Origin of the sequence: Sandarakinorhabdus cyanobacteriorum (assembly GCF_002251755.1) — a bacterium.
GTDB classification, from domain to species: Bacteria; Pseudomonadota; Alphaproteobacteria; order Sphingomonadales; family Sphingomonadaceae; genus Sandarakinorhabdus; species Sandarakinorhabdus cyanobacteriorum.
Genome location: NZ_NOXT01000115.1, coordinates 46,753 through 73,571, shown reverse-complemented (window position 1 = coordinate 73,571; position 26,819 = coordinate 46,753). Strand labels below are relative to the sequence as shown.

Annotated in this window: 25 protein-coding genes and 1 pseudogene; 12 read left to right on the top strand and 14 right to left on the bottom strand. The window is 67.9% G+C overall.

From position 1 onward, the window contains the following. Window positions 1-407 precede the first annotated feature (407 nt). Window positions 408-1,094, top strand: a complete 687-nt coding sequence (gene aat, locus CHU93_RS11415; RefSeq protein WP_165768712.1) for a leucyl/phenylalanyl-tRNA--protein transferase — start codon at window positions 408-410, stop codon at window positions 1,092-1,094. Window positions 1,095-1,129: 35 nt separating this feature from the next. Here the strand turns inward: aat and CHU93_RS17990 are convergent. The 3 genes and pseudogenes from CHU93_RS17990 to CHU93_RS11400 all read right to left on the bottom strand — a co-directional run. After that, window positions 1,130-1,519 (bottom strand): annotated as a pseudogene (locus tag CHU93_RS17990) (DUF2155 domain-containing protein); the annotation flags it as partial. After that, a complete protein-coding gene (gene mlaD / locus CHU93_RS11405; protein ID WP_086116823.1) occupies window positions 1,503-1,976 on the bottom strand; it encodes an outer membrane lipid asymmetry maintenance protein MlaD in 474 nt (157 codons plus the stop codon). The pseudogene CHU93_RS17990 and the gene mlaD, both read right to left, overlap by 17 nt. Before the next feature lie 11 nt (window positions 1,977-1,987). Further along, on the bottom strand, window positions 1,988-2,377 hold the full coding sequence (locus tag CHU93_RS11400) for an NADH:ubiquinone oxidoreductase subunit NDUFA12 (protein WP_094474167.1): 390 nt from the start codon (window positions 2,375-2,377) through the stop codon (window positions 1,988-1,990). Window positions 2,378-2,514: 137 nt separating this feature from the next. Between CHU93_RS11400 and CHU93_RS11395 the strand changes: the two genes are divergently transcribed. Then, window positions 2,515-3,732 (top strand): TCR/Tet family MFS transporter, encoded by a 1,218-nt coding sequence (locus tag CHU93_RS11395; RefSeq protein WP_094474165.1) that lies wholly within the window; start codon window positions 2,515-2,517, stop codon window positions 3,730-3,732. Window positions 3,733-3,867: 135 nt separating this feature from the next. Here the strand turns inward: CHU93_RS11395 and CHU93_RS11390 are convergent, their stop codons facing one another. Then, window positions 3,868-5,016, bottom strand: coding sequence for a pyridoxal phosphate-dependent aminotransferase (locus CHU93_RS11390; protein WP_094474163.1), 1,149 nt, complete (start codon window positions 5,014-5,016; stop codon window positions 3,868-3,870). 66 nt (window positions 5,017-5,082) lie between these two features. Here CHU93_RS11390 and modA point away from each other — a divergent pair, with 66 nt between their 5' ends. From modA to CHU93_RS11365, 5 genes are all read left to right on the top strand, one after another. Beyond that, window positions 5,083-5,817: a molybdate ABC transporter substrate-binding protein gene (modA, locus tag CHU93_RS11385; RefSeq protein ID WP_094474161.1), complete on the top strand. Its 735-nt coding sequence runs from the start codon at window positions 5,083-5,085 to the stop codon at window positions 5,815-5,817. After that, window positions 5,814-6,479 carry a molybdate ABC transporter permease subunit gene (gene modB / locus CHU93_RS11380; RefSeq protein ID WP_094474159.1) on the top strand — a complete coding sequence of 222 codons (666 nt, stop codon included), beginning with the start codon at window positions 5,814-5,816 and terminating at the stop codon, window positions 6,477-6,479. Before modA ends, modB begins: the two co-directional genes overlap by 4 nt. Then, entirely contained in the window at window positions 6,472-7,152 is a 681-nt protein-coding gene (locus CHU93_RS11375; protein WP_243375588.1) for an ATP-binding cassette domain-containing protein, read from the top strand. Before modB ends, CHU93_RS11375 begins: the two co-directional genes overlap by 8 nt. Before the next feature lie 156 nt (window positions 7,153-7,308). Further along, entirely contained in the window at window positions 7,309-9,957 is a 2,649-nt protein-coding gene (locus CHU93_RS11370; protein WP_243375585.1) for a TonB-dependent receptor plug domain-containing protein, read from the top strand. Window positions 9,958-10,056: 99 nt separating this feature from the next. Continuing rightward, window positions 10,057-11,487 carry a flavin monoamine oxidase family protein gene (locus tag CHU93_RS11365; RefSeq protein WP_094474155.1) on the top strand — a complete coding sequence of 477 codons (1,431 nt, stop codon included), beginning with the start codon at window positions 10,057-10,059 and terminating at the stop codon, window positions 11,485-11,487. Here CHU93_RS11365 and CHU93_RS11360 read toward each other — a convergent pair. Genes CHU93_RS11360 through CHU93_RS11345 form a run of 4 tightly spaced genes read right to left on the bottom strand, consistent with a single transcriptional unit; the run spans window position 11,482 to window position 14,560 of the window. Continuing rightward, entirely contained in the window at window positions 11,482-11,919 is a 438-nt protein-coding gene (locus tag CHU93_RS11360) for a YqaA family protein (protein ID WP_165768711.1), read from the bottom strand. The genes CHU93_RS11365 and CHU93_RS11360 overlap by 6 nt on opposite strands. Beyond that, window positions 11,916-12,524 (bottom strand): hypothetical protein, encoded by a 609-nt coding sequence (locus tag CHU93_RS11355; RefSeq protein ID WP_133064391.1) that lies wholly within the window; start codon window positions 12,522-12,524, stop codon window positions 11,916-11,918. The genes CHU93_RS11360 and CHU93_RS11355 overlap by 4 nt, the downstream gene beginning before the upstream one ends. Continuing rightward, complete coding sequence (locus CHU93_RS11350; RefSeq protein WP_094474153.1) at window positions 12,521-13,105, bottom strand: hypothetical protein; 585 nt, start codon at window positions 13,103-13,105, stop codon at window positions 12,521-12,523. The genes CHU93_RS11355 and CHU93_RS11350 overlap by 4 nt, the downstream gene beginning before the upstream one ends. A gap of 18 nt (window positions 13,106-13,123) precedes the next feature. Continuing rightward, window positions 13,124-14,560: a sigma-54-dependent transcriptional regulator gene (locus CHU93_RS11345; RefSeq protein WP_094474194.1), complete on the bottom strand. Its 1,437-nt coding sequence runs from the start codon at window positions 14,558-14,560 to the stop codon at window positions 13,124-13,126. Between the two features lie 258 nt (window positions 14,561-14,818). Between CHU93_RS11345 and CHU93_RS11340 the strand changes: the two genes are divergently transcribed. The 3 genes from CHU93_RS11340 to CHU93_RS11330 are packed head-to-tail and all read left to right on the top strand — an operon-like array spanning window position 14,819 to window position 18,656. Beyond that, window positions 14,819-16,006 (top strand): polysaccharide biosynthesis/export family protein, encoded by a 1,188-nt coding sequence (locus CHU93_RS11340; RefSeq protein ID WP_165768710.1) that lies wholly within the window; start codon window positions 14,819-14,821, stop codon window positions 16,004-16,006. Then, window positions 16,003-17,418, top strand: a complete 1,416-nt coding sequence (locus tag CHU93_RS11335) for a GumC family protein (protein WP_094474149.1) — start codon at window positions 16,003-16,005, stop codon at window positions 17,416-17,418. The genes CHU93_RS11340 and CHU93_RS11335 overlap by 4 nt, the downstream gene beginning before the upstream one ends. After that, on the top strand, window positions 17,373-18,656 hold the full coding sequence (locus CHU93_RS11330; protein ID WP_094474148.1) for a capsular biosynthesis protein: 1,284 nt from the start codon (window positions 17,373-17,375) through the stop codon (window positions 18,654-18,656). Before CHU93_RS11335 ends, CHU93_RS11330 begins: the two co-directional genes overlap by 46 nt. Here CHU93_RS11330 and CHU93_RS11325 read toward each other — a convergent pair. From CHU93_RS11325 to CHU93_RS11310, 4 genes are read right to left on the bottom strand one after another with little or no spacing between them, the layout of a single operon-like run. Then, on the bottom strand, window positions 18,631-19,623 hold the full coding sequence (locus tag CHU93_RS11325) for a glycosyltransferase family 4 protein (protein WP_094474147.1): 993 nt from the start codon (window positions 19,621-19,623) through the stop codon (window positions 18,631-18,633). The genes CHU93_RS11330 and CHU93_RS11325 overlap by 26 nt on opposite strands. Further along, window positions 19,623-20,633, bottom strand: coding sequence for a glycosyltransferase family 2 protein (locus CHU93_RS11320; RefSeq protein ID WP_094474146.1), 1,011 nt, complete (start codon window positions 20,631-20,633; stop codon window positions 19,623-19,625). The genes CHU93_RS11325 and CHU93_RS11320 overlap by 1 nt, the downstream gene beginning before the upstream one ends. Window positions 20,634-20,657: 24 nt before the next feature. Beyond that, complete coding sequence (locus CHU93_RS11315) at window positions 20,658-21,599, bottom strand: glycosyltransferase family 2 protein (protein ID WP_094474144.1); 942 nt, start codon at window positions 21,597-21,599, stop codon at window positions 20,658-20,660. Beyond that, window positions 21,596-22,861 carry an oligosaccharide flippase family protein gene (locus CHU93_RS11310; protein ID WP_133064390.1) on the bottom strand — a complete coding sequence of 422 codons (1,266 nt, stop codon included), beginning with the start codon at window positions 22,859-22,861 and terminating at the stop codon, window positions 21,596-21,598. Before CHU93_RS11310 ends, CHU93_RS11315 begins: the two co-directional genes overlap by 4 nt. 32 nt (window positions 22,862-22,893) lie before the next feature. Here CHU93_RS11310 and CHU93_RS17330 point away from each other — a divergent pair, with 32 nt between their 5' ends. Both CHU93_RS17330 and CHU93_RS11305 read left to right on the top strand, forming a co-directional pair. Then, window positions 22,894-23,085 carry a hypothetical protein gene (locus CHU93_RS17330; RefSeq protein WP_133064389.1) on the top strand — a complete coding sequence of 64 codons (192 nt, stop codon included), beginning with the start codon at window positions 22,894-22,896 and terminating at the stop codon, window positions 23,083-23,085. 66 nt (window positions 23,086-23,151) lie between these two features. Beyond that, on the top strand, window positions 23,152-24,579 hold the full coding sequence (locus tag CHU93_RS11305; RefSeq protein WP_094474140.1) for a WecB/TagA/CpsF family glycosyltransferase: 1,428 nt from the start codon (window positions 23,152-23,154) through the stop codon (window positions 24,577-24,579). Here CHU93_RS11305 and CHU93_RS11300 read toward each other — a convergent pair. Then, the gene (locus CHU93_RS11300; protein WP_094474138.1) at window positions 24,573-24,920 is read right to left on the bottom strand and encodes an Hpt domain-containing protein; all 348 of its coding nucleotides are present in this window, start codon (window positions 24,918-24,920) and stop codon (window positions 24,573-24,575) included. The genes CHU93_RS11305 and CHU93_RS11300 overlap by 7 nt on opposite strands. Further along, window positions 24,913-26,817 carry an ATP-binding protein gene (locus CHU93_RS11295; RefSeq protein ID WP_165768709.1) on the bottom strand — a complete coding sequence of 635 codons (1,905 nt, stop codon included), beginning with the start codon at window positions 26,815-26,817 and terminating at the stop codon, window positions 24,913-24,915. Before CHU93_RS11295 ends, CHU93_RS11300 begins: the two co-directional genes overlap by 8 nt. Window positions 26,818-26,819: the final 2 nt, after the last annotated feature.

The following is a 26,819-nucleotide window of genomic DNA, read 5'->3' as shown; positions in this document are numbered from 1 at the left end:
AATTGCGGTGCCACACCCGGCCTTGGCGGGGGTGTGCGCTGTTGTGTGTTCCGTCCTGATCACAATCGCCCCCAGCGCCGTCTTGAAGCGGATGCGCCAGTTTCTGATCGCACGATTCGGCCAAATCACCCCCCGAAAAAATCCTCTTGTGGCCGAAATCCGGTCCTGACAGGGCCTTGAATCCAGGCAATTGTGAAGTTGACAAAGTTGACACATCGGCCGGGGACAGCAATTGAAATCGTGTCACATTGGCAGCCAATGTGACAGTTGGCCGGGATGCCGATTTTACAATTGAGACAGAGCGTTGATCAGGAAGCATGACAGATCGTGCGCGTGTAGGACAGGCCTTGCTGGCGGTGCCCGGATTGCCGCTGGAAATTGCCGGGTGAACTGGGCATGGGAACAGCATGAGCCGCTCACTTGTTCATCGGCTTGACCCGGACATGCTGCTGCGCGCCTATGCCAGCGGCATTTTTCCGATGGCGGAGCGGGCCGACAGCAGCGATGTGTTCTGGGTGGAGCCACGGCGGCGGGGTATCTTGCCACTGGATGGCTTCCACTTGCCGCGCAGCCTGGCCAAGGTCTTGAAGCAGCAGCGGTTCCGCTTCACCGTGGATCAGGCCTTTGGCGATGTGCTGGCCGGTTGTGCCGAGCCGGTGCCGGGACGCAGCGAGACCTGGATCAACCCATTGATTCATGATGCCTATCTGGCCCTGCACGAGCGCGGCCAGGCGCACAGCGTGGAGGCGTGGACGGCCGATGGCGAACTGGCGGGCGGGCTTTATGGCGTGCGGCTGGGCCGGGCCTTCTTTGGCGAATCGATGTTCACCCGGGTCAGGGATGCCAGCAAGGCCTGTCTGGCGGCGTTGGTGGTGCGGTTGCGGCTGGGTGGGTTTGTGCTGCTGGACACCCAGTTTCTGACCGAGCATCTGGCCGGGTTTGGCGCGATCGAGATTCCGGCGAAGGATTACCGGGCCAGGCTGGCGGCGGCGCTGGTGGGTTCGGGTGATTTTTTCGTGGATGATGAAGGGCTTGGGCCCAAGGCGGGGCCGTCGGGGAATCGCATCGTACAGCTTTTGAGCCAGACATCGTAGCGCGGGTGTTCCATGACGCTGAGGCTGGGGCTTTCGGCGTAGAGCCAGCCTGAGAACACCCGGCGCAGCGGCGAATTGCCCAGTTTTTCATCAACTTGCAGGAAGGCGCCGGAGAGTTTCGGGCGTTCCCACGGCGGTGTCGTCTCGCAGGTGCGCGCCGTGATGCGGATGCCGGCGAATTCGACATATTGGCCGGGTTTGAGGGTGAAGCTGCGGCTTTGGCCGGTGCGTTTCGACAGCGCGCCGATCACCAGAACCCGGTCTTTCACCGGGGTGACCGTGGCAATTTTCGGGGCATTGGTGGCAGCATCTGGCAGCGCCGGTGGCCGCGCGGCCGCATCCGGTGCCCGCGCATCGGGCGCCTGTGCCCGCAGCGGGGCGCAGGCCAGCAGCGCCAGCAAGATTGCCTTATTTGGCCGGCGCATCGCCGCCTGACCGGTTCACCACGCTGCCGATCAGGCCCATCAGATCCGGCGCGCCGGAGGTTTCGACAATCTCGTCACCGGCCTTGAGCATGGCGGTGTCGCCGCCCGGCGTGAGGGCGACATAATTGCCGCCGAGCAGCCCTTCCGACGTGATCGCCGCCGATGAATCGATCGGCAGCTTGAGGCCGCGATCAACCGACAGGCGCAGCACCGCCTGATAGCTGCCCGGATCAAGTTCCAGGCCCACCACCTTGCCTACCTTCACCCCGGCCACCTTGATATCGGTGCCCAGCGACACGCCGGCAATATTGGGAAAGCGCGCCACCAGCACGGTGCCGTCATTGCCTTCGCCAGCGCCAGTGCGGGCCCAGGCATAGGTGACGAAGCCGGCCGCCATCACCACGACCAGCAGGCCGATGATGGCTTCGAGCAGATTGTCTTTCAGGGTGCCGGCCATTTTCCGCCCGATCAGGCGTCGGGCGACCAGGCGCGATAATCGCCGGTGGCGGCGGCGCGGGTGCCGCCGGCGGCGAGTGCGCCGCGTGGGGAATGGGCCAGTGCCGTGCCGGTGGCGGTCGGCGTCCACGGCCGTTCCCAGGCGCGGGTCACCAGCGGCTTTTCCGATGGCGGCGCATCGACCGTGCGGTGGATCCACAAATGCCATTCCGGCGGGATGCGGGTGGCTTCGGGTTCGCCGTTGTAGATCACCCAGCGGCGTTCCCCGGCGCCGCTGCCGGAGCGGTAATAGATATTGCCCTGATCATCGCGGCCCACCTCGATCCCGTGGCGGGCGGTGAACAGGCGGGTGGTGATGCCGGGGCCATTCCACCAGGTGAAGATCATCTTGAGCACGGACATGTCGGACACTTCCTTCGCGTCTGCACAAAACACATTTTGCCGCACCCATGCAACCCCGGCGACTTCCCTTATGGGCGAAAGCGGAAAAACGGGGTAACGCCCACAGCCATGATCCGGGTCCATGTGGTGGCCGCCGCGTGAACCGCGCGCTCACCTTCATCTTTGTCACCGTGCTGATCGATGCCATCGGCTTTGGCGTCGTCATCCCGGTGTTTCCGCAGCTGATCGTGCGGCTTTCGGGCCAGCCGCTGGCCACCACGGCCGAAGTGTCGGGCTGGATCGCCTTCATGTATGCCAGCATCCAGTTCGTGATGGGGCCGGTGATCGGCGGCCTGTCGGACCGCTTTGGCCGCCGCCCGGTGTTGCTGGCCAGCCTGGCGGCCTTTGCCGCCGATTATGTGGTGATGGCCTTTGCCCCCACCCTGTGGTGGCTGGTGGCGGCGCGCGTGGTGGCCGGCATCACCGGGGCGACCTTCCCCACCGCCTATGCCTATATCGCCGATGTCACCCCGCCCGAAAAGCGCGGGGCCAATTTCGGCGTTATCGGCATGGCCTTTGGCTTTGGCTTCATCATCGGGCCGGCGCTGGGCGGCTTTGTCGCCCGCTATGGCGAGGCGGTGCCCTTCCTGGTGTCGGCCGGGCTGGCGGCGGCCAATTTCCTTTATGGTCTGATCGTGCTGCCCGAATCGCTGCCGCCGGAAAAGCGCCGCGCCTTCGAATGGCGGCGCGCCAATCCGGTGGGGGCGTTGCTGCGGCTGAAATCGGCGCATCCGGTGGTGCTGATGCTGGCCGCGACCGTGTTCGTGTGGACGCTGTCGTACCAGTCACTTTACTCGATCTGGTCCTACCACGGGCAGCTTCGTTATGGCTGGAATGCCGAGCAGGTGGGCTGGAGCCTGGCGGCGGTGGGCGTCACCGGCGCCATCGTGCAGGGTTTCCTGGGCCGCCGGCTGATCCCGCGCTTTGGCCAGCGCCGCATCATCGCGGTGGGCATCGTGTCGGCCGTGGCCGGTTATTCCACCTATGCCATGGCTGATGCCGGCTGGATGGTTTACCTTGGGATCGCGGTTTCGGCCTGCCAGGGCCTGGTGTTCCCCTGCCTGCAGGGCCTGATGTCGACCGAAATGCCGCCATCGGAGCAGGGCGAGCTGCAGGGGGCCGTGGCCTCCATCCAGAGCCTTTCAGCCATCATCGGCCCGCCGTTGATGACGACGGTGTTCGCGCGCTTTTCCGCAGATGGCGCGCCGGTGCATGCGCCGGGGGCGCCCTTTGTGGTGTCGCTGTTCTTCGTCGGGCTGACGGCGCTGCTGTTCCTGCGGGTGCAGGGGGTGAGCCGGGCGGTGCCGGCGGCGTAAGAGGCATGTGATCCTCCCCCTCTGGGGGAGGTGCCGAGCATGGCGAGGCGGAGGGGGCGGAAGGGCCGTGACCCCGAAACGCGCGCCCCTCCGTCAGCCTGCGGCTGCCACCTCCCCCAGAGGGGGAGGATCTGGTCAGGCCGGGCGGCGGTTGCGGGCCTGGAACCAGGGGATCATCCGCGCGATTGCGTCTTCCACCAGCGGCGTGTCCACAGCGAAGCTGAAGCGCAGGAAGTGCCCGCCATCGACCGGATCGAAATCGATGCCGGGGGCGGTGGCGACGCCGGTGTCGAGCAGCAGCTGGCGGGCAAAGTCCATCACATCATCGGTGAGGTGGCGGACATCGGCCCAGATATAGAAGGCGCCATCGGGCGGTGCGATCTGCGTCAGCCCCATGGCCGGCAGCGCCGCCAGCATCAGATCGCGGTTGCGGGCATAGCGGGCGATATGGGCTTCGAGCTCGTCGACACAGTCCATGGCGACAAGGCCGGCATGTTGCGACAGGCTGGGCGCGGTGAGGAAAAGATTGCCCATGCGGGCGCGCGCCGCGCCCAGCAGATCGTCAGGCGCGACCAGCCAGCCGAGCCGCCAGCCCACCATCGAGAAATATTTGGAGAAGCTGTTCACCACCAGCGCATTGGGCGCGAATTCCAGCGCGCTCGCCACCGGGCCGACGAAGGACAGGCCGTGGTAAATCTCGTCCGAGATGATGCGGATGCCGCGGGTCGCGCAGACGGCGGCGATGGCGGCCAGTTCGTCGCGGGCGATCACCGTGCCGGTGGGGTTGGCCGGGCTGGCGATGATGACCCCGGCCGGCGCCGGATCGAGCGCCGCCAGGTGCGCTGCGGTGAGCTGGTAGCGGCTTTCCGGCCCGCAGGCGATTTCGAGCGGCACCATCGACAGCGCCAGCACATTGTTGCGATAGGCGACATAGCCGGGCCGGGCCATGGCGATCACATCGCCGGGCCGGAAGGCCGCGGTGAGCGCCATCACCAGCGCCGGGGAGGCGCCGCAGCTGAGGATGATGCGTTCGGGGTTGATGCCGAGCCCGTGGCGATCCTGATAGAGTTTGGCGATGCGGGCTTTCAGGGCATCGGATTCCCAATAGCTGCCGGGATCGCTGGTCAGCACGGCCTGGACGCGGGCGATGGCGGCGGCCGGTGCGCCGGTGGAGGGCTGGCCGAATTCCATGTGGATGATGCTGCGCCCCTGCCCTTCCAGATCACGGGCCAGGCGCGAGATGCTGATGGCGTGGAAGGGCTGGACGGGATCGGGGTGGTTCATGGTGGGAGGGCTTAGCGGCTTTTGCGCGGCGTTGCACCTGGCCCGAGCGGCTGGCACAAGACGAAGATGACGTTCAGGTGGTTCCTGCTGTTCCTGCTGCTGCTGCCGAACCCATTGCGCGCGGCAGGGCCGGTGCCAGTCGCGGTGGCGGCGGCGGCCGATCTGCGGCTGGTGCTGCCGCCAATGGTGACCGCCCTGCAGGCGAGGACCGGTGCGACCTATCGGCTGAGCTTTGGATCATCCGGCCAGATGGTGCAGCAGGCGATCAATGGCGCGCCGTTCCAGCTGCTGCTGCTGGCCGACCATGCGCTGGCGCAGCGGCTGGCCGATGCCGTGCCGGGGGTGGAGCGCCGCGCCTATGCGCTGGGCCGGCTGGCGCTGGTGGTGCCGCCGGGCAGCGCGATCCGCGATCTGGGCAGCCTGAAGGCGGCGATTGCCGCACGGCAGGTGAAGCATCTGGCCATCGCCAATCCGGCCCACGCCCCCTATGGCGCGGCGGCGCAGGCGGTGTTGCGCAAGGCCGGCATCGGGCATGCGCCGCTGGTGCTGGGAGACAATGTCGCCCAGGCGCTGACCTTTGTGACCAGCGGGGCGGCCGATGCCGGCATTGTGGCGCTGCCGCTGGCGCGCGCTTCAGGCGGGGTCACCGTGCTGCCGATCAGCCCCGGCCTGCATCCGCCGTTGTTGCAGACGCTGGTGATCATGCCGGGCGCATCGCCGGCGGCGCGGGCGCTGGCCGATGCCGTGACCGGGCCGGGGGGGCAGGCGGCGCTGAAAGCGGCTGGTTTTGGCACGCCATGACGGGCGATGATCTGGCGGCGCTGCGGCTGAGCCTGGGGCTGGGGCTGGCGACGGTGGCGGCGCTGCTGCCGCTGGCGCTGCTGCTCGGCCGCTGGCTGGGCACCACCCATTGGCGCGGGCGGCCCTTGGTTGAGGCGCTGCTGATCCTGCCACTGCTGTTGCCGCCCACCGTGCTGGGGCTGGCGCTGCTGATCGGGCTGGGGCCGGAAACGGCGCCGGGCCGGGCCTGGGCGGCGCTGACCGGCGGGCGGCTGGTGTTCAGCTTTGCCGGCATTTGGGCAGCAAGCGTGATCGTCAACCTGCCGCTGGCGGTGCAGCCGGCGGCGCAGGCCTTTCGCGCCATCGGGCCGGCGGTGCGCGGCGCGGCGGCGAGTTGTGGCCTGTCCCCCTTGCGGGCTTTTGGCCTGGTGGAGCTGCCGCTGGCCTGGCCGGGGCTGGCGACCGGCGCGGTGCTGGCCTTTGCCCACACGCTGGGCGAATTTGGCGTGGTGCTGATGGTGGGCGGCGCCATTCCGGGCGAGACGGCGACGCTGAGCCTCGCCATTTATGATCGGGTGCAGGCGTTTGACATGGGCGGCGCGGTGCGGCTGGCGCTGCTGCTGGCCGCGATCAGCCTTGTGGCCATCCTGATGCTGTTCCTGCTGGGCAGACGCCGTGGCTGAAGGGTTGCGCCTTGCCCTGACGCGCGCCGGGCCGATGGCGGTGGCGGCCACGCTGGCGGTGGCGCCGGGGCAGACGCTGGCGCTGGTCGGGCCATCGGGGGCCGGCAAATCCACGCTGTTGCAGGCGATTGCCGGGCTGGTGCCGGCCAGCGGCACGGTGCTGGTGGCGGGGCAGGACTGGCAGCAATTGCCGGCGTGGCGGCGCCGGGTGGGGCTGGTGATCCAGGGCGGCGGGCTGTTCCCGCACCTGGATGCGCTGGCCAATGTGATGATCGCGCAAGACCGGCGTGATGAAGCTGCGGCGCGCGCCCTGCTGGCGGCGATGCAGCTGGAGGGCGCGGTGCTGGACCGGCGGCCGGCGCAGCTTTCGGGTGGGGAGCAGATGCGGGTGGCGCTGGCGCGGGCGCTGGCCCGGGCGCCCGACCTGCTGCTGCTGGATGAGCCCTTTGCCGCCGTGGACCCGCCGGTGCGCCGCGCGCTGCTGCGGCTGGTCGCCGATGTGCGGGCGCGGACGGCGGCGCCGATGATCATCGTGACGCATGATCTGGCCGAGGCGGCCGCCATCGCCGACACGGCCGCGTTCATGGTGGATGGCGCCATCGTGGAACAGGGGCCGGCGGCGGCGCTGCTGGCCGACGCGGGCAGCCGGATCAGCCGCTGGTTGGCCGGATAACATTACATAAATGACAGAAATTGCAGTATTTTTGTCACACTTGGCGGCAAACTGATCAAATTGGGGGGCGTGGTGCATTCGCCCCGTTGTTCGCATCTGCAGCAGGCATAGACTCTTCCCCAGCCTGCCGGGGGGCAGGCCAAGAATAGGGGAACAATGATGAAGCACATGAAGGAAACGGCGCTTGGCTGTGTGCTGCTGGCAGGCACGGCGCTGGCCGGCGTGCTGGCGGCCTCTCCCGCCATGGCCCAGGCCGCCGCGCCCGCTGCCGCTGCCGAGGACAAGGCCGACAAGGATGATGGCATGATCCTGGTGATCGGCACCCGCCGCACCGATCGGTCGATCCTGGATTCGGCGTCGCCGGTCGATGTGGTGAGCGCGGCCGATCTGGCGACACAGCCGGCATCCAACATTCTGGATGTGATCAAGAATCTCGTGCCGTCCTTCTATGTCGGTTCCAACGCCATTGCCGATGCCTCCACCTTCGTGCGCGCCCCGTCGCTGCGCGGCCTGTCGGCCGATGAGGTGCTGGTGATGATGAACGGCAAGCGTCTGGTGCGTTCGGCGCTGGTGCAGGTGTTCACCGGCGGTGACACGGCCTTGAGCTTTGGTTCGCAGGGCGCCGACATTTCGACCATTCCCAGCCTGGGCATCGGCAATCTGCAGATCCTGCGCGATGGTGCGACGGCGCAATATGGTTCCGACGCCATTGCCGGCGTGATGAACTATGGCCTGCGCGAGGATGCTGGCCTGGAAGTGGTGGCGCGCTATGGCCTGACCCACCGCGGCGACGGCGAGAATTGGCAGATCGCCGCCAATGCCGGGGTGAAGCTGGGCGATCGCGGCTTCATCAACCTGACCGGCGAATATAATGACGAACAGGGCACGGTGCGCAACGCCACGCGCCCGATCGCGCTGGTGTTTGCCAACCAGAACCCGGGCCTGGCCAGCCAGATCCCGAACTTCCCCGGTCCGGCGCAGATTTACGGCACCTCGCCGGGGTATAGCTATCGCTTCCTGCTCAACAGCGCCTATGAGCTGTCGGACGCGGCGAAGCTGTATCTGATGGGCAATTATTCCCATCTGAAGGCAGACCAGAGCTTCAACTATCGCTCGCCCATCGGCGGCACGCTGGGCCTGGTGGGTGGCGGCACCGCCAACATCAACCCCAACGCTGCCTTTGCCACGCCGATCTATCTCACGCGCTGCCCGGCGAACGCCGCAGCGCTGGGCTGCCCGTCGTCGGGCTTTGTGCTCGACAACAATGTCTATCGCTTCTCCACCCTGTATCCGGCCGGCTTCACGCCGCGCTTTGTCGGGGAAACCGATCAGCTGTGGGGCGTCCTTGGCATCAAGGGCAAGCTGGAAAGCGGCTTCACCTATGATGTGTCGGGCACGCTGGCGCGCAACCAGCTTGACCTGTCGATGTATGGCTCCTTGAGCCCGTCGTTCGGTTCGCAGACGCAAACCAGCTTCGAATTCGGCAAGCTGATCCAGGAAGAGGTGAACTTCAACGCCGATTTCACCTATCCGATCGAAGCCGGGCTGGCATCGCCGATCACCCTGTCGGCCGGGGCGGAGTTCCGCCGCGAAAGCTACACCCAGACGGAAGGCGATCTGCAATCCTATGCCGGCGGGCCGTTTGCGGTGCAGAATCTGTTCGCGCTGCAGGGCAATGGCACCTATCTTCCGGCCGGGCAGGTGACGAAGCCGCCGGGCGCTTCGGGCTATGGCGGCACCAGCCCGACCTTTGCCGGCACCCGCAGCCAGCAGAGCTATGCCATTTATGGCGGGCTTGAAACCGATGTGACCGACGCGCTGAGCCTGGGTGCGATGGGCCGCTTCGAACATTACAACACGTTCGGCAGCGCCTTTGTGGGCAAGGGCAATTTCCTGTGGAAGGCCAGTGATGTGGTCTCGCTGCGCGGCACCGCCGGCACCGGCTTCCACGCGCCGTCGCCGGGCCAGAACAACACGGCCATCCTCACCACCACCTTCGTGGGCGGCGATCAGGTGCAGGTTGGCACCTATCCGGTCACCAGCAGCATCGCGCAATTCTATGGCGCCAGCTCGCTGCGGCCGGAACGGTCCACCAACTTTGGCGCCGGCATCGTGCTGCAGCCCAGCGACAGCCTGAACTTCACCATCGACGTGTACAGCGTGAAGGTGAAGAACCGCATCGGCATCAGCCAGAACTTCAACGTGACGGCGGCCAACATCGCGGCGCTGCCAGCGCTGGCGGCGGTGGGCGTCGGCGGCGCGGTGAATTATTTCACCAACGCCTTTGATACCCGCACCCGCGGTGTCGATCTGGTCGGCACCTGGCGCGGCGAGGTTGTGGGCGGCAAGACCACGGCAACCCTGGCCTACAGCTACAACAAGTCGGTCGTGACCCGGCGTGATCCGGCCATCATCTCGGATGCGCTGGTGACCAACATCGGCAATCTGGCGCCCAACCATCGCGCCAACCTGACGGTGAACTGGGCCAACAATGGCTGGGCGGTGACTGTGCGCGAGGCCTATTATGGCGCCTGGCGCGAAGAGGTGGGCTATCCGGGCCAGCGGTTCGGCGCCAAGTTCACCACCGATATCGACGTGTCCTACACGTTCGCCGATCATTACACGCTGTCGGTGGGCGCCATCAACGCGTTCAGCGCCTATCCGGACCGGGTGGCCAATTCGCCCGACAACCGGATCTTCCAGCTGACCAACAGCCTGGCCGATGGCCAGATCTATCCCAACGTCGGCGGCCCGTTCGGATTCAACGGCGGTTTCTACTATGCCCGTCTGCGCGTGAAATATTGATCGCAGCAACCACAGGCGAAGGAAGAGGGGGCATCGCTGCCCCCTCTTTTTTTGTGCGGTCATCCGTGCCAACTTGTCCGGACAAATCGGGAGGCAGGCATGATCGACCGGCGGCAGGTGATGACAGGCGCGGCAGCGCTGCTGGCGGCCGGTGCGGCGGCCAGCAGGGCGCGGGCACAGGCGGCCATCGATGATGTGCTGGTGCTGGGTGCCGGCCTGTCCGGCCTCAACGCCGCCCTGTTGCTGGAAGAGGCGGGGGCCCGCGTGCGGGTGCTGGAAGCGCGCAGCCGGGTGGGCGGCCGGGTGCACAGCCTGACCGATCTGCCCGGCAGTCCCGAAGCGGGCGGCAGCATCGTCGGATCAGGCTATGCACGCTTTCTTGATCGTGCGCAGCGGCTGGGCGTGGTGGTGGAGCCGGCCCGCCCGCGCGCCGACAGCGCCGGCGCCATGGGCATCAGCCTGTTGGGCCAGACCATCCGTGCGGAGGCCTGGGCCAGCCACGCCGCCAACCCGTTCAGCGATCCGCGCCTGGAGGCCTTGCCGCCCTATGCGGTGGGGGCGGCGGCGCTGCGGGCGCTCAGCCCGTTCCAGTCGCTGGATGATTGGCGCAGCCCCGCCTTTGCCGGCCAGGATGTTTCGGTGGCCGAACTGCTGCTGGCCAAGGGCTGGACACCGGATCAGTTGCGCCTGGGGTTCGGCATCAACCCCGGCTATGGCAACAGCGCCCATGATCTTTCGGTGCTGATGCACTGGCATATCGCCGAAAATCTGAAGGTGATGACGGCGCAGCCCGGCGCCGCCGCCCTGCATGTGAAGGGCGGCAACATGGGCCTGCCCCAAGCCATGGCAAAGGCCCTGAAGGGCCCGCTGCAAACCGGCCTGCCAGTCGTGGCAGTGGAACATGATGCGGCCGGCGTGGTGGCGATCACCGCCGATGGCCGGCGCATCGCCGCCCGGCACCTGATCTGCACCCTGCCCGCTTCGGCCCTGCGGCTGATCGATTTTGCCCCTGCCCTGCCGCCGCTGCAGCAACGTGCGGTGGACAGCATCGAGTACAACCGCACCTTCCTCGTCTATTTCGAGGTGCAGCGCCCGTTCTGGGAAGCGGACGGCCTGCCGCCGGCGCTGTGGACCGACACGCTGGCGGGCCGGCTGGTGCTGACCGGCGATCCCGCCGCGCCGCCAACCCTGCTGGCCTATGTCAACGGTTTTGCGGCCGACCGGCTGGACCGCATGGAACCAGCGGCCGCGATTGCGGCGGTGCAGGCCGATATCGAGCGGCTGCGCCCGTCGGCCAGGGGCGCCATCCGCGCGGTCCGCCATGTCAGCTGGCAGCGCGATCCCTTTGCCGGCGGCGCCTATGTCAGCTGGAAGCCGGGCCAGATCCGCGCCGGGCTGGCGGCGGCCTTTGATCAGCCCATCGGCCGCATCGTCTTTGCCGGCGAGCACACGGCGCAGCTGGCGCGCGGCATGGAGGGCGCGCTGGAATCGGGCGAACGCGCCGCGCTGCAGGTGATGGAGCTTCTATAGCAGCGCCGCCAGCACGGCATAGCGCCCGGCCTTGGCGATGCTGACCAGAGCCACGAACCGCCCCAGCGGCGTGCGGGCGGCGCCGGCCAGAACGGTGAAGCCATCGCCGATGATCGGCAGCCAGCTGAGCAGCAGGCTCCACACCCCCCAGCGATTGAATAGGGCGGCGCTGCGGTCCCAGCCCGCCGCCGACAACGGGAACCAGCGGCGGTGGCGGAAGCGATCGGCCGAGCGGCCGAGGCCATAGTTGAGCAGCGCGCCGGCGATATTGCCCAGGCTGGCGACCAGCACCAGCAGCGCGGCTGGCTGGCGGCCGGCGATCAGCAGGGCGGCCAGCACCGCTTCGGATTGGGCGGGCAGGATGGAGCCGGCCAGAAACGCGCTGGCAAACAGGCCGGCCAATGCCGCCGTATCGGCAGCCGACGAAATCAATCGGGCTGGCTGACGGCAGCCGACGCCGGGGTTGGCGCGCTGGTGAGCGTGTGGAAGCCGATGGCGGCCGCATAGGTTTCGCGCACGCCGCCGGCATCACGTTCGGCAACATGGACGGTGCCAAAGGGCGTTTTTGCGGCCTTCAGGGCCCAGCCGGGCCCGGCCAGCACGGCGTTGACCGCCTTGAACACCGCATCCACTTCCCGGCGCGGCGGGGCGGCGGCGCTGGCCGGCAGCTTCAGCTCGCACTGGAATTTGAACAGGCGGCCATCCGGCCGGCGTTCCTCGTCCAGCCACAGGAACAGCAATGGCGGCTGCTGCTCGTCACCAGCGGGGTGCAGCGCCCATTCGCTGTGTAGGCCCTGCCAGTCGTTGGCGGCGCCGCTGGTCCGGCGCCTGGCCGGCCGTTCCCGGAAGCCCTGCGCCTGGGCGGCGGCGGCCAGTGCGCTGGCGGCCGGATCGGGACCACGGCAGATGGCGGCAAAGATTTGCGCCAACTGCGTGGCGCGCGCCGTTGCCTCGGCAGGCCGCAGCGGTTGTGGCCGCGCCGGCTGGGCAGCAACTGGCGCGGTCACAAGCAGGGCGGCAAGAAGAGGACGCATCATCGCGGCACCGTTATGGGCTGGCCCAGCGGCATGCGGCCGAGCCGGTGCTGGCCGGCATCGGCAAGATAGGCATCGATCAGACCATCGCGGCGCTGTTCGGCAACAAAGCTGGGGCCGGCGGGCGTTTCGATGCTGCGCAGCGGCCAGTCGCGCGGGCCGATGATCGGCAACAGGGTTTTCAGCACGGCCTCCACCTCGCGCCGGGGCGGGGCGGTGGCACTGGCTGGCAGCGTCACGTCGCACCGCCAATCGGACAGGCTGCCATCGGCGCGGCGACTTTCTTCGAGCAGGGCGGTCAGCAGCGGCGGCCGATCGGCAGGCCCCGGCAGAACCAACGTTTCCAGACGCCGCCGCCCACCCGCCCAGTTGGCGCTGTTGATCGACAAGTCCGGACGCAGGACAAAGCCCAGCGCAACAGCGCGGGCCAGGGCGGCGGGCAGCGCCATGTCGGGCCCGGCGCAAATGGCCATGAAGGCATGGCCGAGGCGGGTGGCGCCCGCCGTCACGGCGGAATCAATCACAGCTGCATCGGCCGCGCCGGCAGGCAGAAGGAGAGCAAGGGCGATGAACAGGCGGCGCATGCGGGCCTGTTTGCCATGTCAGGCCGGATGCTGCCAGCGTTCGCGCTTGCGATAGAGGGTGGAAGGGCTGACGCCGAGCACGCGGGCGGCGGCGGGCAGGCTGCCGTTTTCGGTGTCGATGGCGGCTTCGATCACCAGCCGCTCGATCTCGTCCAGCGTCAGGCCCTTCAGGGCCTGCAGGGCCGAGAGGAGATCATCGCGCGGCGGCTGCGGCGCGGCGAGCGGCGCGCCGCCGGCGGCGGTTGCTGCCCCCAGCGCGAAGGCGGAGGCCGGCAGGCCCGGCCCGGCGTTGAGCACGGCGGCGCGGCGCATGACATTCTGCAGTTCGCGCACATTGCCCGGCCAGCTGTGGCCTTCCAGTTGCGCCAGCTGCGCGGTGCCGAGCGGATCGAACTGCTTGCCCTCTTCCCGGGCGAACCGGTCGAGAAAGGCCTGGGCCAGTTCGCGCACATCGCCCGGCCGCTCCCGCAGGGGCGGCATGTGCATCGGCACGACGGCGAGGCGATAGAAGAGATCGCCGCGGAAACGGCCTTCGGCAACTTCGCGTTCGGGATCGCGGTTGGTGGCGCAGACGATACGCACGTCCACCTCTTCCACCCGGTTGGAGCCGACGCGCTCCACCGTTCCGGTTTGCAGGAAACGCAGCAGCTTCACCTGCAGCGGCAGCGCCATTTCGCAGATTTCATCGAGGAACAACGTGCCCTTGTGGGCGGCCTGCACGGCGCCGATGCGATCGGTGATGGCGCCGGTGAAGCTGCCCTTCAGATGGCCGAACAGTTCGGATTCGAGCAGATTTTCCGGGATGGCGCCGCAGTTGATGGCGATGAACGGGCCATTGGCGCGGCCCGAGGCGCCATGGATGGCTTCGGCACAGACTTCCTTGCCGGTGCCGCTTTCGCCGGTGATGAACACGGTGGCGCGGCTGGCGGCGACGCAATCGATCAGGCGATAGACCTCCTGCATCGGGGCCGAGCCGCCGATGAACAGGCCGGGGCGCGGCTTGCTGCGCTGGCGCGGCGCGCTGGCGGCGGCAGCCGGCGCTTCGGCCGGGGCTTCGGCTTCGGGCTCGGCAACGGGGGCGGGCCGGCCGGTTTCCAGCGCGCTGGCCAGCACCGAGACCAGCCTGGTGCCGGCAATCGGCTTCACCAGGAAATCAAAGGCGCCCAGCCGCATGGCATCGATGGCGCGGGCCAGCGAGGCATCGGCGGTGGCCACCACCACGGGATAATTGGCGATGATCTGCGGATTGTCGCGCAGCCATTCCAGGCCATGGGCATCGGGCAGCTGCAGATCGAGCAGGATGGCGCCAAATTCCGGGTTCTGGCTGATCGCATTCAAGGCGCCGGCCGCGCTGTCGGCCACCACGGGTTCGTGCCCGGCCTTCTCAACCTGGGCGGCATAGGCCAGCGCCAGCGAGGGCATGTCTTCAACAATGAGAATGCGGTGGCGCGGCATTTGGGGCTCCCGTTCGGGCTGTTTGGTTGCCACTTGGTTAAGCATCAGGCGTGCCAACCGCCAAATGCTTGAAATGCAACATGTCTGTTAACCCTTATTGCAGAATGAGATTAGCTATATTTGCAATTTGCGTCAACAAATCTTCGCATTATGCAATTCCCGGCCCGGCCTGATCGGGTCTTGCGCTGAAATCGCAGGCATTTCGGTGATTGGCATGGCCTTTGCTGAATGGCGGCAAACCCCTGGAGCTGCCCTGCCATGCCTGCCCGTTCTGCCATCCTCAGCCTGTGCCTTGCCAGCCTTCTCGCCGGCTGTGCCACCATGCCGACGCCGCGCAACCTCGCCGGCGCCCAGTATCAGGCCGAACAGCGCCTGGCCGATGGCCGCGCCGCCCCGTGCCAGCTGCCGGCCGTGCCCGCCGAAACCGCCGGATTGACGCCGGTGGCCAGCGCTGCCCTTGCCAGCGGCCCGGCGCTGATCGGGCCGGGCGACCGGTTGAAGCTGGTGGTAAGCGGTGACAGCGAGACGCTGACCGGCCAGCATGTGGTGGGCGCCAATGGCCGCCTGGTCATCCCCGGTTTGGTGGATGTGGCAGTGGCCGGCCGGCCGCTGGCCGAGGTGGCGGCCAGCCTGCGCGCCGCGCTGATCGAACGCGCCGTGGTGCGCGACATTCCCGGCAATGTCGTGCTGGCCCAGGTGGAACAGGCCGGCGTGCAGGTTTCGGTGGAAGGCGCGGTGTTTGAACCCGGGCTGGTGCGGGCTGGCGAGCGCAGCGCCGAGGCGCAATCGGTGACGATCAGCAACGCCGCATCGGGCGATTTCAACACCGGCCGTTCGCTGGCCACCGCGCTGCGCCTGGCCGGCGGCATCCGCCCCGATGCCGCGGCCGATGCCGTGTATCTGCTGCGCGGCGGCCAATATACCCGCATCGATCTCATCCCGGCCTTCACCGGCGGCGTGCCGGCCGATCCGCAGCTGGCGGCGGGTGACCGGATCATCGTGCCATCAACCGGCTGCTTCAACCCGCTGCTGGTGCGGCCGAGCAGCGTGACGGCACCGGGCATCCGGGTGTTCATGTCCAACCTGTCGCGGCCGGCGAGCCACAATGCGGCATCGGCGATCGGCAAGGAATCGACCAGCCTGCCCTATGGCACGCGGCTGATCGAAGGGCTGGTTTCGGCCAACTGCGTCGGCGGATCGGCGATGAAAGCGGCGCGGCAGGCGGTGCTGATCAGCCGCAACCCGGTGAACCGGCGCGCCATTGTGATCGCCCGTTCGATCGAGGGGCTGGTGCGCCATGCCGACCGCGATGACCATAATCCCTGGCTGATGCCCGGCGATGCCATCGCCTGTTATGACAGCGGTGCCATGGCGGTGGCCGATGCCATTGGCGTGATCGGCAATGCGCTGGTGCCGGCGGCCCTGATCAACGGGCTGGCGCAATGACCCCGCGCATGGAGTTGATCGAGGATCGCCGGCTGGTGCGGATGTGGCGGCTGGTGCGCGAAGGCCTGCCCAGCCCCGGCCGCTATCGCCGTTATGGGAAGAGCATCCTGCCGGCGCTGGCGGTGATCTGGGTGTTGACCGCCGCCTATCTGCTGTTGATGCCCAAGCGGTTTGACAGCGAATTCAGCCTGATCCTGCCCGGTTCGGGCAGCGGCGGTTCGATCAATGTCGAAAGCATCGGCCAGGCGCAATCGGCGACCAGCTCGGCCTTTGCCAGCGCCAGCCTGTCGCCCACCGAGAATTACAAGCAGTTGCTGAGCGCCGATGTGACGCTGCGCGATGCCGCAAGGCGAGCCGGCGAACCGGTGGATGGCTTTCCCGAACCAGGGATCAAATTGGTGGACCAGACCAACCTGATCCATGTGACCATGCCCGGCCGCAGCGCCGAACAGGCGCATCGCCGGGCCGAGGCCCTGCGCGCGGCGTTCCTGGCCCGATTGGACATCTTGCGCGCCGATGAGGCGGCCAAGCGCGAGGCCAATGATGTGCGCCACCTGGAGCAGCTGGCCGCCAAGGTGCGCGCCGCGCAGCAGCGGCTGATCGCCTTTCAGGCCAGCCATGGCCTGGCGACGCTGGACCAGTTCAACGCCCGCATCGCCGCGGTGGACACGTTGAAGGACAAGGAGCGTGATCTGCGCGTTGCTGCCCGGCTGCAGGCCGGGACGGCGGGGCAGCTGGCGGCCACGCTGGGCGAAGACCCGCGCAGGGCTGACCTGGCCATGCGGCTGCGCGGCGACCCGCTGTTCCAGCAGCTGGCCACCCGCCATGCCGCGGTGGCGGCGCAGGTGGCGGAAAAATCCGGCACGCTGGGCCCGCGCCATGCCGAACTGGCGCGCTTCACCAGCGAACGTGACCAGCTGCGCGCCAGCCTGGTGCGGCGTGGGCGCGAACTGACCGGGCTGCCGGAAGCCGCCATCCTGGCCAGCATCGATGTGCAGCTGGGCGATGGCCGGTCGGGCCTGATGCAGGCAATGTCGGGCCGGGATGCCGAAGCCGCCGGTTCGCGCGCGGCGCTGGCCGAGCTGCGCGCCGATCTGGCCCGGGCGCAGGCGCAATCGCCGGCCCTGATTGCCCAGGCATCGGAACTGGCCGATCTGCTGCGCGATCACCGGGTCGCCGAAGCGGTCTTCTCCTCGGCGCTGGCGCGGATCGACACCAACAAGCAGGATCCCTTTGCCTCCTATCCGCTGGTGCAGACGCTGGCTGAACCCTCGCTGCCGCGGCAGCCGGCCAGCCCGTCCTTGATCATTGCGCTGGCTGGTGCGATGGCTGCCACCATCCTTGTGTTGCTGGGGTTTGCCCTGTTGTGGCTGCGCCAACCGATCCTGAACCGGCTGCTGGCGAAGGCCTGATCACCGCCACCATCGGTGCCACCTGGGCGCTGTGGCTGGTTGGTGGCCTCTATCTGGCCGGGCCGGTGCTGGGCTGGCTGCTGGCCCTGCTGGTGGCGCGGGCCTATTATCTGGCGCCGGCCCTGCCCGTCTGGCAGCGCCCCGCCCGGCCGCCTGGGGCGGTGTGGGCTTGGGCGGCGGGCATGGCGGCGATGCTGTTCATCCTGTTTGCCGGCCATGCCAATTTCAGCCTGGGCACCGGGCAAACGATCAAATCCGCCGTGGGTTGGGCCAAGGGCTGGGCGCTGCTCGCCCTGTTTGTCGCCGCCGGCTTTGCCCTGCCGATCCGCATGCAAACGCTGGCGCGGGCGGTGTGCCGGCTGGGCCGGCAGACCTGGCTGCTGCTGCCGATCTTCCTGATCGCGCCCTATGTCGGCCTGCCGGGCAAATTGTGGGTGTCGCCGCTCAAGATCTTCGGCGGATCCGACGACGAATATTTCGCCGCCATCCTTTATACGATCGAGCCGGGAGTCGGCACGGCGCGCTGGCAGTTTTTTGCGCCCTGGTCGCCGGCGGCCGGCATGGTGGCGGTGGTTCACCTGCTGCTGGCGCTGCGCGAACCGGAAGCGCGCTGGCGCTGGACCGGGGTGAGCGCGGCGCTGGCCATGGCGCTGCTGTCGCAATCGCGGCTGGCGCTGGTGGCGCTGGCCCTGATCCTGCCATTTCTGTGGCTGGTGCGGCGCCTGCGCCAGCCGGCGTTGTGGTTCACGGCCGGGGCCGGCACGCTGGTTGCCGGTTTTGCCGGTCCCCAGCTGATCGCCTTTGCCACGGCCCTGATGGACCAGTTTTCCAGTGCCCGGGCCGACAGTTCGCGCGTGCGCGCCGCGCTGGGCCGCATCGCCATCGAACGCTGGCAGAACGAGGCCTGGTGGTTTGGCCACGGCATTGTGGAGCGCGGGCCGCACCTGGTGGAATATATGCCGATCGGCAGCCACCACAGCTGGTATGGCCTGTTGTTCGTCAAGGGCTTTGCCGGGCTGTTGGCGCTGGCGCTGCCGATGCTGTGGAGCCTGGCGGCGCTGCTGCGCGCCGCGCTGGCCAGCGCCAACGGGCGCACCGGCTTTGCGATGATCCTCGTGCTGTGGCTCTACAGCTTTGGCGAGAATCTGGAGGTGCTGGCCTATCTGGTGTGGCCGGGGCTGGTGGCGATCGGGATTGCGTTGAAGCCTCCCATCAGGCCCCAGCCACCAGCCGGCTGATCAGCGCTGCCCATTGCGCGGCGCGGGCGGCGCCACAGCCCTGGGTCGCGGCGCGCCCGGCTTCGCCCATGGCCGCCAGCCGCGCCGGGGTGAGGCCGGCAATGGCCAGCGCCAGGCCGGCATGATTGTTGAAATCCACCACCAGGCCGGCATCGCCCACCTGTTCGGGCAGGCCATCCACCGGCGCGACCAGGATCGGCCGCCCGGCCTCGCGCGCTTCGTTGGCAACCTGGCCATAGGCTTCCCAGCGGGATGGCAGCGCCACCACGTCCACCCCGGCGAGAAAGCCGGCGACATTGCTGATCTTGCCGGCAAAATGGATGTGGGGATTGCCGTCTGCGAGGCGCCGATAGATGGGCTCCAGCTCGCCAAAGCCGCCGATCACCAGATCGCAATGCGGCAGGGCGCCGGCCTGCATGGCGCGGATCAGATCTTCAAAGCCCTTTTGTTCGCAGAAGCGGCCATAGGCACCGATGCGCAGCCGGTCGCCGGGCTGGGGCAGCGCCATGGTGGCAAGGCCGGGATTGTCGCTGTAGGGATGGATCGCGCTGATGCGGTCTGCGGCCAGGCCGGTGACACCCTGCAGCCAGTTGGCCTGCCCGCGTGACACGCAAACGACATGATCCACCAGCCGGAACGCCAGTTTCAGCATCAGCCGGAAGCGGCCGGTGCGGCGCACTTTCAAGGCTTCCCCGGCGCCGGTATAGCTGTGCTCGACATGGATGATGCGCGCGTGCGGATTGCGGCGGCGCAGGCTGGCCAGCAGTGCGAGGCGCTGCCAGTTGGGCGGGAAATGGATGATGATGACATCGGCATCCAGCCGCGGGGCCAGCATGGCATCGGGGGCGATATCCTGCACCCGGCAATCGGCCACGGCCTGCACTTCCGGGCTGTTGAAGATGGCCAGGCCGCGGGTGACGCCGCCCAGCGCAAAATCATCGAGCAGGTGAACGACACGCGGGCGCATCAGGCGGCCAGCCGGCCACCGGCGGCGATGCTGGCCAGCCGGGCAAAGCGTTCCGGGCCCAGCGCGCGGCCCGCAAGGGCGGCCGCCATGGTGACCAGCGATTTCACCGGTTCCTCCACCAGCGGGCGGCGGCTGCTGGCCAGCATTTCCTTGAGCAGGGTGACCGCCATTGTGTGATCGCCCAGCTGCACGGCGCGGCGGGCGAGATAGCGCAGCTGATAGGCGCGGGCGCGCGGCAGATGGCGCGTGGCAAAATCGGGGGCATAGGCCTGCAGCCGTTCCACCACGGCCAGCCAGCTTTGATACTGGCGCACCACCTGTGCCGACAGGCCGCCGCTGGCGATGCGATATTCGGTCAACGCCGGGGCGATGCCGGCAAAACGCACATTGCCGAGGATGGCCAGGCGCAGCCACATTTCAATGTCTTCCGATTGGCGCAGGCCTTCATCAAAGAAGCAGACGCGGCCGCGCTCGCTGGGGTGATCAAAGGCCACGGCCTCCAGCGCGCTGCGGCGGATCACCGGCGCCGAACCATTGCCCACCGGGTTGCGGCAGAAAATCTGCTCCGGCGTGATGCCGTCAAGGCGCGGCTGCTGCTTGAGGCGCAGCTGCTGGCCCTGTTCATCGATGAAGCGCGATGGGCAATAGGACAGCCCAAGATCCGGATTGGCCGAAAGATGCACCAGGTGCAGCGCCAATTTTTCCGGCAGCCAGCGATCATCGCTGTCGAGGAAGGCGATGATCGGCGCGCGCGCGGCGAGGATACCGGTGTTGCGCGCGCCGGCGAGGCCGCGATTGGCCTGCGCCACGATGCGGATGCGCGGATCATCGAACGTGCGGCAGATGGCGATGCTGTCGTCGGTGCCGCCATCATCAACGATGATCAGTTCGAAATCGGCCATGGTCTGGGCCAGCACCGATTGCACGGCTTCGGCGACATAGCGGCGGACATTGTAGACCGGCATCACGACCGAGATGGCCGGCGTGGCGGGGATGGGCGCAATCGTCATTGGCGTGGGTTCCTGTCGCTTGAATCAGGCAAAGATGTGGGCGCGCAGCGGGCGCGGCAGCAGCGGGGCGGCGAGCGCGCCGGCAATGGTGGCCAGGCCGCGCCGCGGGTCGCTCAGAAAGGCCCGGGCATCACGGGCGAGGCCGTGGCGGACATGGCGCAGCGCCTGCCGGCCGGGCCCGGCGGAGCGCAGGGCGCGGCGGGCGAGGTAGCGGCGGTGCAGCGCCTCCATCCGGGCCAGCGCGCGGCCGGCGAGATGGCGCTGCGCCACCTGGCGCCAGCCGGCGTGCATCGCTTCCAGATCCATTGACAGGCCATCGGGGCTGAAGCGATTGCCCACCAGCACGGCATCGATACCGGCCAGCCGGTCACCCGCCGCGATCAGCGTCGCGATCAGCGCCTGGTCCTCGGCATGGCGAAGGCGGTGATCAAAGCCGCCTACGGCCTGGAAGGCGGCGCGGCTGACCACCAGGTTAGACATGGTGCACACCGGATTGTCCCCCAGCACATCCATCAGGCCCAGCAGGCCGGCCGGCAGCCGCGATTGGGTCTGATCGGCGGCAATGGCGTCGCCACCCTCCGGCACGAAGGCGATGCGGGCAAAACTGCCGGCCAGCGCCGGATCGGCCGCATGGACGGCCAGATGCTGTTCCAGCTTGGTGGGCGCCCACAGATCATCGGCATCGATGAAGGCGACCAGCGGTGCCAAGGCCACGTCCACCCCCATGTTGCGGGCGCTGGCGACGCCGCCATTCACCTTGGAGAGAAGGCGGATGCGCGGATCGGCCTGGGCCAGCGCCAGCGCCGTCATCAGGCTGTCGTCGCGCGAGCCATCATCGATGATGATCAATTCCCAATCGATGCGGCTCTGTGCCTGCACGCTGGCGACCGTGGCGGCGAGCGTGGCGGCGGCGTTGTACACCGGCAGCACGATCGAAATGGCGGGGATGGCAGGGATCAGGCTCATGCCGGTTGCTCCTGGTGGGGGGAGGCCAGGGCTGGCCGCAGGATGGTGATGAGGGTGATGAGGCTGGCGACCAGCGTGCCGGCCACGAGGCCGGTGGCGGCGGCGGTGATGCTGCCGCTCTGCGCGCCGATCCACAGGCCGCCGAGCGCTGCGGCACAGACCCACAGGCTGCGCAGCGCGTCGCGGGCGCTGGCGCCATTGGCGCGCAGCCAGTTGGCGGCGATCACCGCGACCAGCTGGCCGATGCCGGCAACGCACAGGATGGCAACCAGCGGGGCAGCAAAGGCCCAATGGGCGCCAAACAGGATGGGCACATAATAGGGCGCGGCCAGCGCCTGCACGGCGATCAGGGTGGCGAACAGCGCCAGCCCGCCGAGCAGCTGGCCGCGCAGGGCGCGGACCGGATCATCGGCCCGGCACAGCAGCGGGAAGGCCACGGTGCCAAAGGCACCGGCCAGCGCCGTGACAATGCCCAGCCCGGCGTTGAAGGCGAAATAATAGCTGCCCAGCGCCACCGGGCCGAGCGTGGCCGCGATGATCAGATTGTCTGCCTGGGTGCGCAGGGCGGCGAGGGCATCGGCCAGCAGCACGCCGCCGCCAAAGCGGACGAGGCCGGTGAGCGGGGCAAGACCCTGGGCGGCATCGGGGGCCCACGGCCGGTTGCGGCGGGTGAGCACCAGCCAAACGGGCGCAGTGAGCAGTTTCGGCAGCACGACCGCCCACGGGCTGGGCCAAGCCAGCAGCAGCGCGGCGGTGCGCAGCTGATCGGCGACCACCTGGATGGCGGCGGTGCGGGCAATGCCGGCGTTGCGGCCTTCGCGCATGGCCAGATGCACCTGCACCAGCCCGCCGGGCATGAAGGGATAGACCAGCGCGAACGCCGCCAGCATCCAGCCGGCATCGGCCTGGCCAAAGCCCAGCGCCAGCACGGCGGCGATCAGCAGCTGCACCGCCGCCACCACCAGCGACCAGGCCCAGAACAGGCGGTGGGCGCTGTTGCAGGTGGCGGCCAGTTCGGCCGCGCTGGCGGCGATGATGCGCTGGCCAGCGCCGATGTTCATGAACACCCGGCACAGTTCAAACAGGCTGAGCGCCAGCGCGGCGGTGCCGACGATGGCCGGCGACAATTGCCGTGCAATAACCAATGTGGTGAGCAGGCGCACGATGCGGCCGATCATTTCGGCGCTGCCAAACGCCGCCAGGCCGCGCATCAGCGGGCCGGTGAGGGCGGTGGCAAGGGCAGGCCGAAGGGGACGTGGCACGGGAAGATGGCTCCTGAACGCAGGGTGGTGCCATGGTTAATCAAGATGTGTGCCAGTTGCCTCTATTGTTGAAATTCAAGGTGAAAATCATCAGCCGGCACGGCAACGGCCCGGGATTTTCGCATTTTGCAGCGGGACGACGCGAATTGCAGCGGGCCCGGCATGGCGGATTGCGAAACGGCAAATGGGGCGGGACCGGATGGTTAACCCAAGTGCTTGATTAACCTTAAAATGTGCCATTTTGGCACGGTGCATGCACTGCAGGGGCCAAGTTCAACCAGGAGCCCCGCATGTTCAGGAATTTCCGCACCCCGTCTGATGCCTTGCTGCCGCCGGCGGTAGCCAATCCGTGGCGTGCCCGTCTTGATCAGGGCCAGCCGACCCGGCTGTTCGATCTGGAACTGGTCAACGCCCGCCGGGCGGCGATGGCCGAGGAGCTGGCCGCGATGGCGCAGGCCGGCGAATGTGCCACCATCCAGTTCGTCAACGCGCATTGCATCAACAGCCTGCATGATCCGGCCTATCGCCAGGCGCTGGCCGCGGCCGACATGCTGTTGCCCGATGGCAGCGGGCTGAAGCTGGCGGCAAAGCTCGCCGGGCAGCCGATGGGCGACAATCTGAACAGCACCGATCTGCTGCCCGACCTGTGCCATCACGCCGCCCGGCGCGGCCAATCGGTGTTTTTCCTGCGCGGCAAGCCGGGGGTGGCCGCTGCCGCCGCCCGCGCCATGGCCACGGCCGAACCGCAGCTGCGCGTTGCCGGCACCGCCAACGGCTATTTCGATCGGGCGCAGGATGATGCGATGATCGATCGCATCAATGCATCGGGCGCCGCCATCCTGCTGGTCGGCTTTGGCGTGCCGTTGCAGGAAACCTGGATTGCCGAGGTGCGTCACCGGCTGAATGCCCGCATCGTCATGGGCGTGGGCGGGCTGGTTGATTATTATTCCGGTGCCATCCCGCGCGCGCCGCTGGCGTTCCGGGCGGTGGGCTGTGAATGGGTGTGGCGCCTGCTGCAGGAACCGCGCCGGCTGTTCCGCCGCTATGTCATCGGCAATCCGCTGTTTGTGGCGCGGGCCCTGGCCCATGGCTGGGCGGCGCGCGGGCTGGACCGCGCCGCCTCGCTGGCTGGCAAGCGGGCCTTTGATCTCTTGTCGGCCGGGTTGGCGCTGCTGGTGCTGGCGCCGATCCTTGCCGCCGTGGCGCTGGCCATAAGGCTGGAAGATGGCGGCCCGGTGTTTTTCCGCCAGACCCGCATCGGGGCCGGCGGGCGGCCGTTTTCGATGTGGAAATTCCGGTCGATGCATGTCGATGCCGAAGCCCGGCTGGCGGCGATCCGTGCCCTGTCGGATCGGGCCGGCACCAGCTTCAAGATGCGCGATGATCCGCGGGTGACGCGCGTGGGCCGGCTGCTGCGCCGCCTGTCGATCGATGAACTGCCGCAGCTGATCAACATCGTGGCCGGCGACATGACGGTGGTGGGCCCGCGCCCAGCGCTGGTGCGCGAGGTGCTGGACTATACCCCGGCCCAGCGCCGCCGCCTCGCCGGCCGCCCGGGCCTGACCTGCACCTGGCAGGTGAGCGGCCGGGCCGAAATCCCCTTTGCACGCCAGGCCGAGCTGGACATCGCCTATCTGGAAGGCCGCAATTTCCTGACCGATCTCATGCTGATCCTGCAGACAGTGCCGGCGGTGCTGACGGCGCGGGGCGCCTATTGAGGCAGTTCGGCGACCAGGTTGGCGAGGGCGGCGGCAGTGGCGGCGCGGGCCGATTGCAGGCGGTTGGCAACACCGGGCTCGGAGAGATCGGCCTCGCACAGGGCCAGCAGCCCGGACGCACCGAAATTGCCGCACAGGCCCTTCAGGGAATGGCGGGCGCGGCGCTGGCCTTCCTCGTCGCCGCTATCCCACGCCACCACCAGCCGGTCGGTCCATTCGGCCAGATCGCGCTGGGCGGCATCCAGCAACAGCGTGCGGGTATCCCGGTCAAGATCGGCGAACAGGGCCGTCACCTGTTCGATGTCGATGGCCCAATCGTCCGGGCGCTGGCGATCAGGCATCCGGGCAAGCTCCCGGTAGCAGGATGCGGGCGATGGCCATGTGCTGTTCCTCGATGCGGATCGGCTTGCCGACGTGGCCGCAGGCGCCGGCGGTAAGGATTGGCTCCAGTTCCTCAGGCCGGGAATAGGCCGACAGCGCCAGGATGGGCACGGTAGCCTCCGGCCCCGGCAGGGCGCGGATCTGGCGGGTCGCCTCGATGCCGCTCATCACCGGCATCGATATGTCCATCAGCACCAGATCGATGCCGCCGATGGCAGCGCGGTCAACGGCGGCTTCGCCATCGTTGACCAGTTCGACATCACAGCCCAGCCGGCCGAGCAGGCCACGCGCCACGATGCGGTTGGTTTCAAAGTCTTCTGCCACAAGGATACGCGGACGGCCGCCATCAGGCCGTGTCAGCAGAAGCGAGGCCGGGCGGCTGGGTTGTTGTGGCGGCGGGATATGGGTGATTGGCAATTCGATCCAGAAACGGCTGCCAGGGCCATCTTCATTGCCATCCACGCCGATGGTGCCGCCCATCAGCTCGACAATGCGGCGGCAAATGGCAAGACCGAGACCGGCGCCACCCTCCCCCACACCATCCATGCGCAGTTGGCCAAAATCCTCGAACAATTCGCGGCGCCGGGCTTCTGGAATGCCGATGCCGGTATCGATCACCTCATAGCGGGCGCGACCCGGTGCAATATTGCCCATGCGGATGCGGATGCTGCCGGCCCGCGTATATTTGATGGCATTGCTCAGCATATTGTCCACCAGCTGGCGCAGGCGGTATCGATCAGCCAGAACCCATTCCACCAGTTTCTGACCGGGAATGAAGGCGGCACGCTCGAGCGTCATCTCCAGGCCCTTTTCGGCCGCGACCTTTTGCCAGAAGCCGATGGCATCGTGCAGGAATTCCGACAGGCCAAGCGGTTGCGGGTTGAGGGTGAGCTTGCCGGATTCGGCCCGCTCCAGATCGATGATGTCGTCCAGCAACATGCGCAACTGCTCGCTGCTGGCGCGCACATGGCTGATGGTGCGGCGCTGGTCCTCGGTCAAGCCGGCATCATCGAACAATTGCAGCATGCCGATCACGCCGTTCATCGGCGTGCGGATGTCGTGGCTCATCATCGCCAGGAACCGGCTCTTGGCGGCATTGGCCTGTTCGGCGGCCTGGCGTGCCTGTTCCAGATCGCGGGTCAGGGCTTCGAGGTCTGCCAGGCGCTGCTGATCCTGAAGGCGCAGCCGTTCGGCTTCACGGGCCGCAGCCAGCTCGGCGGTGACATCCTGGATGGTGAGGAACACCAGCACCTTGCCCAGATTGGCCGGGATATGCACCTGGGCCTTGAGGCGCAGGTTGCGCTCAACACCGCCGCCCGGCTGGATGCGCACTTCGAACATGTCATCACACTGGCGGCGGTCGCGGCAGGTGGCGCAATGTTCGGTGGCGGCATGGCCCCTGGGGCAGGCTGGCGCCTCGGCCAGCGGATTGGCGCGCAATGCCACGGCGCGGCGGATCATCAGGGTGGCATAATCGCGCAATGGCTGGCGATCATCTGGGTGGGTGAGGTGATCGAAGATGCTCAGCGTGTCGATTTCATCAACGCCCGGCATGCCGAGCAGGGCCTGGGCATGAGGGGAAAGTTCGCCGACCTTGCGCTCCACATCCCAGACCATGGTGCCAAAGCCCGCGACCCGCTGGGCATCGAGCAGCTGGCGGGTGCGTTGATCAAGCTGGCCGCGCAGCAGTTCGCGATTGGCGCGCAATTCGCGGTTGGCGTTGGCCAGCACGCGGCTCTTGTCTTCGAGCAGGGCTTCGGCTTCGGAGCGGGCGCGTTCGGCGCGGGCGAGCCTGCGACTCAGCAGCTCGATCTCGGCCTCCAGATTGGCGATCCGTGGGTCAAAACCAGCCGCCACGC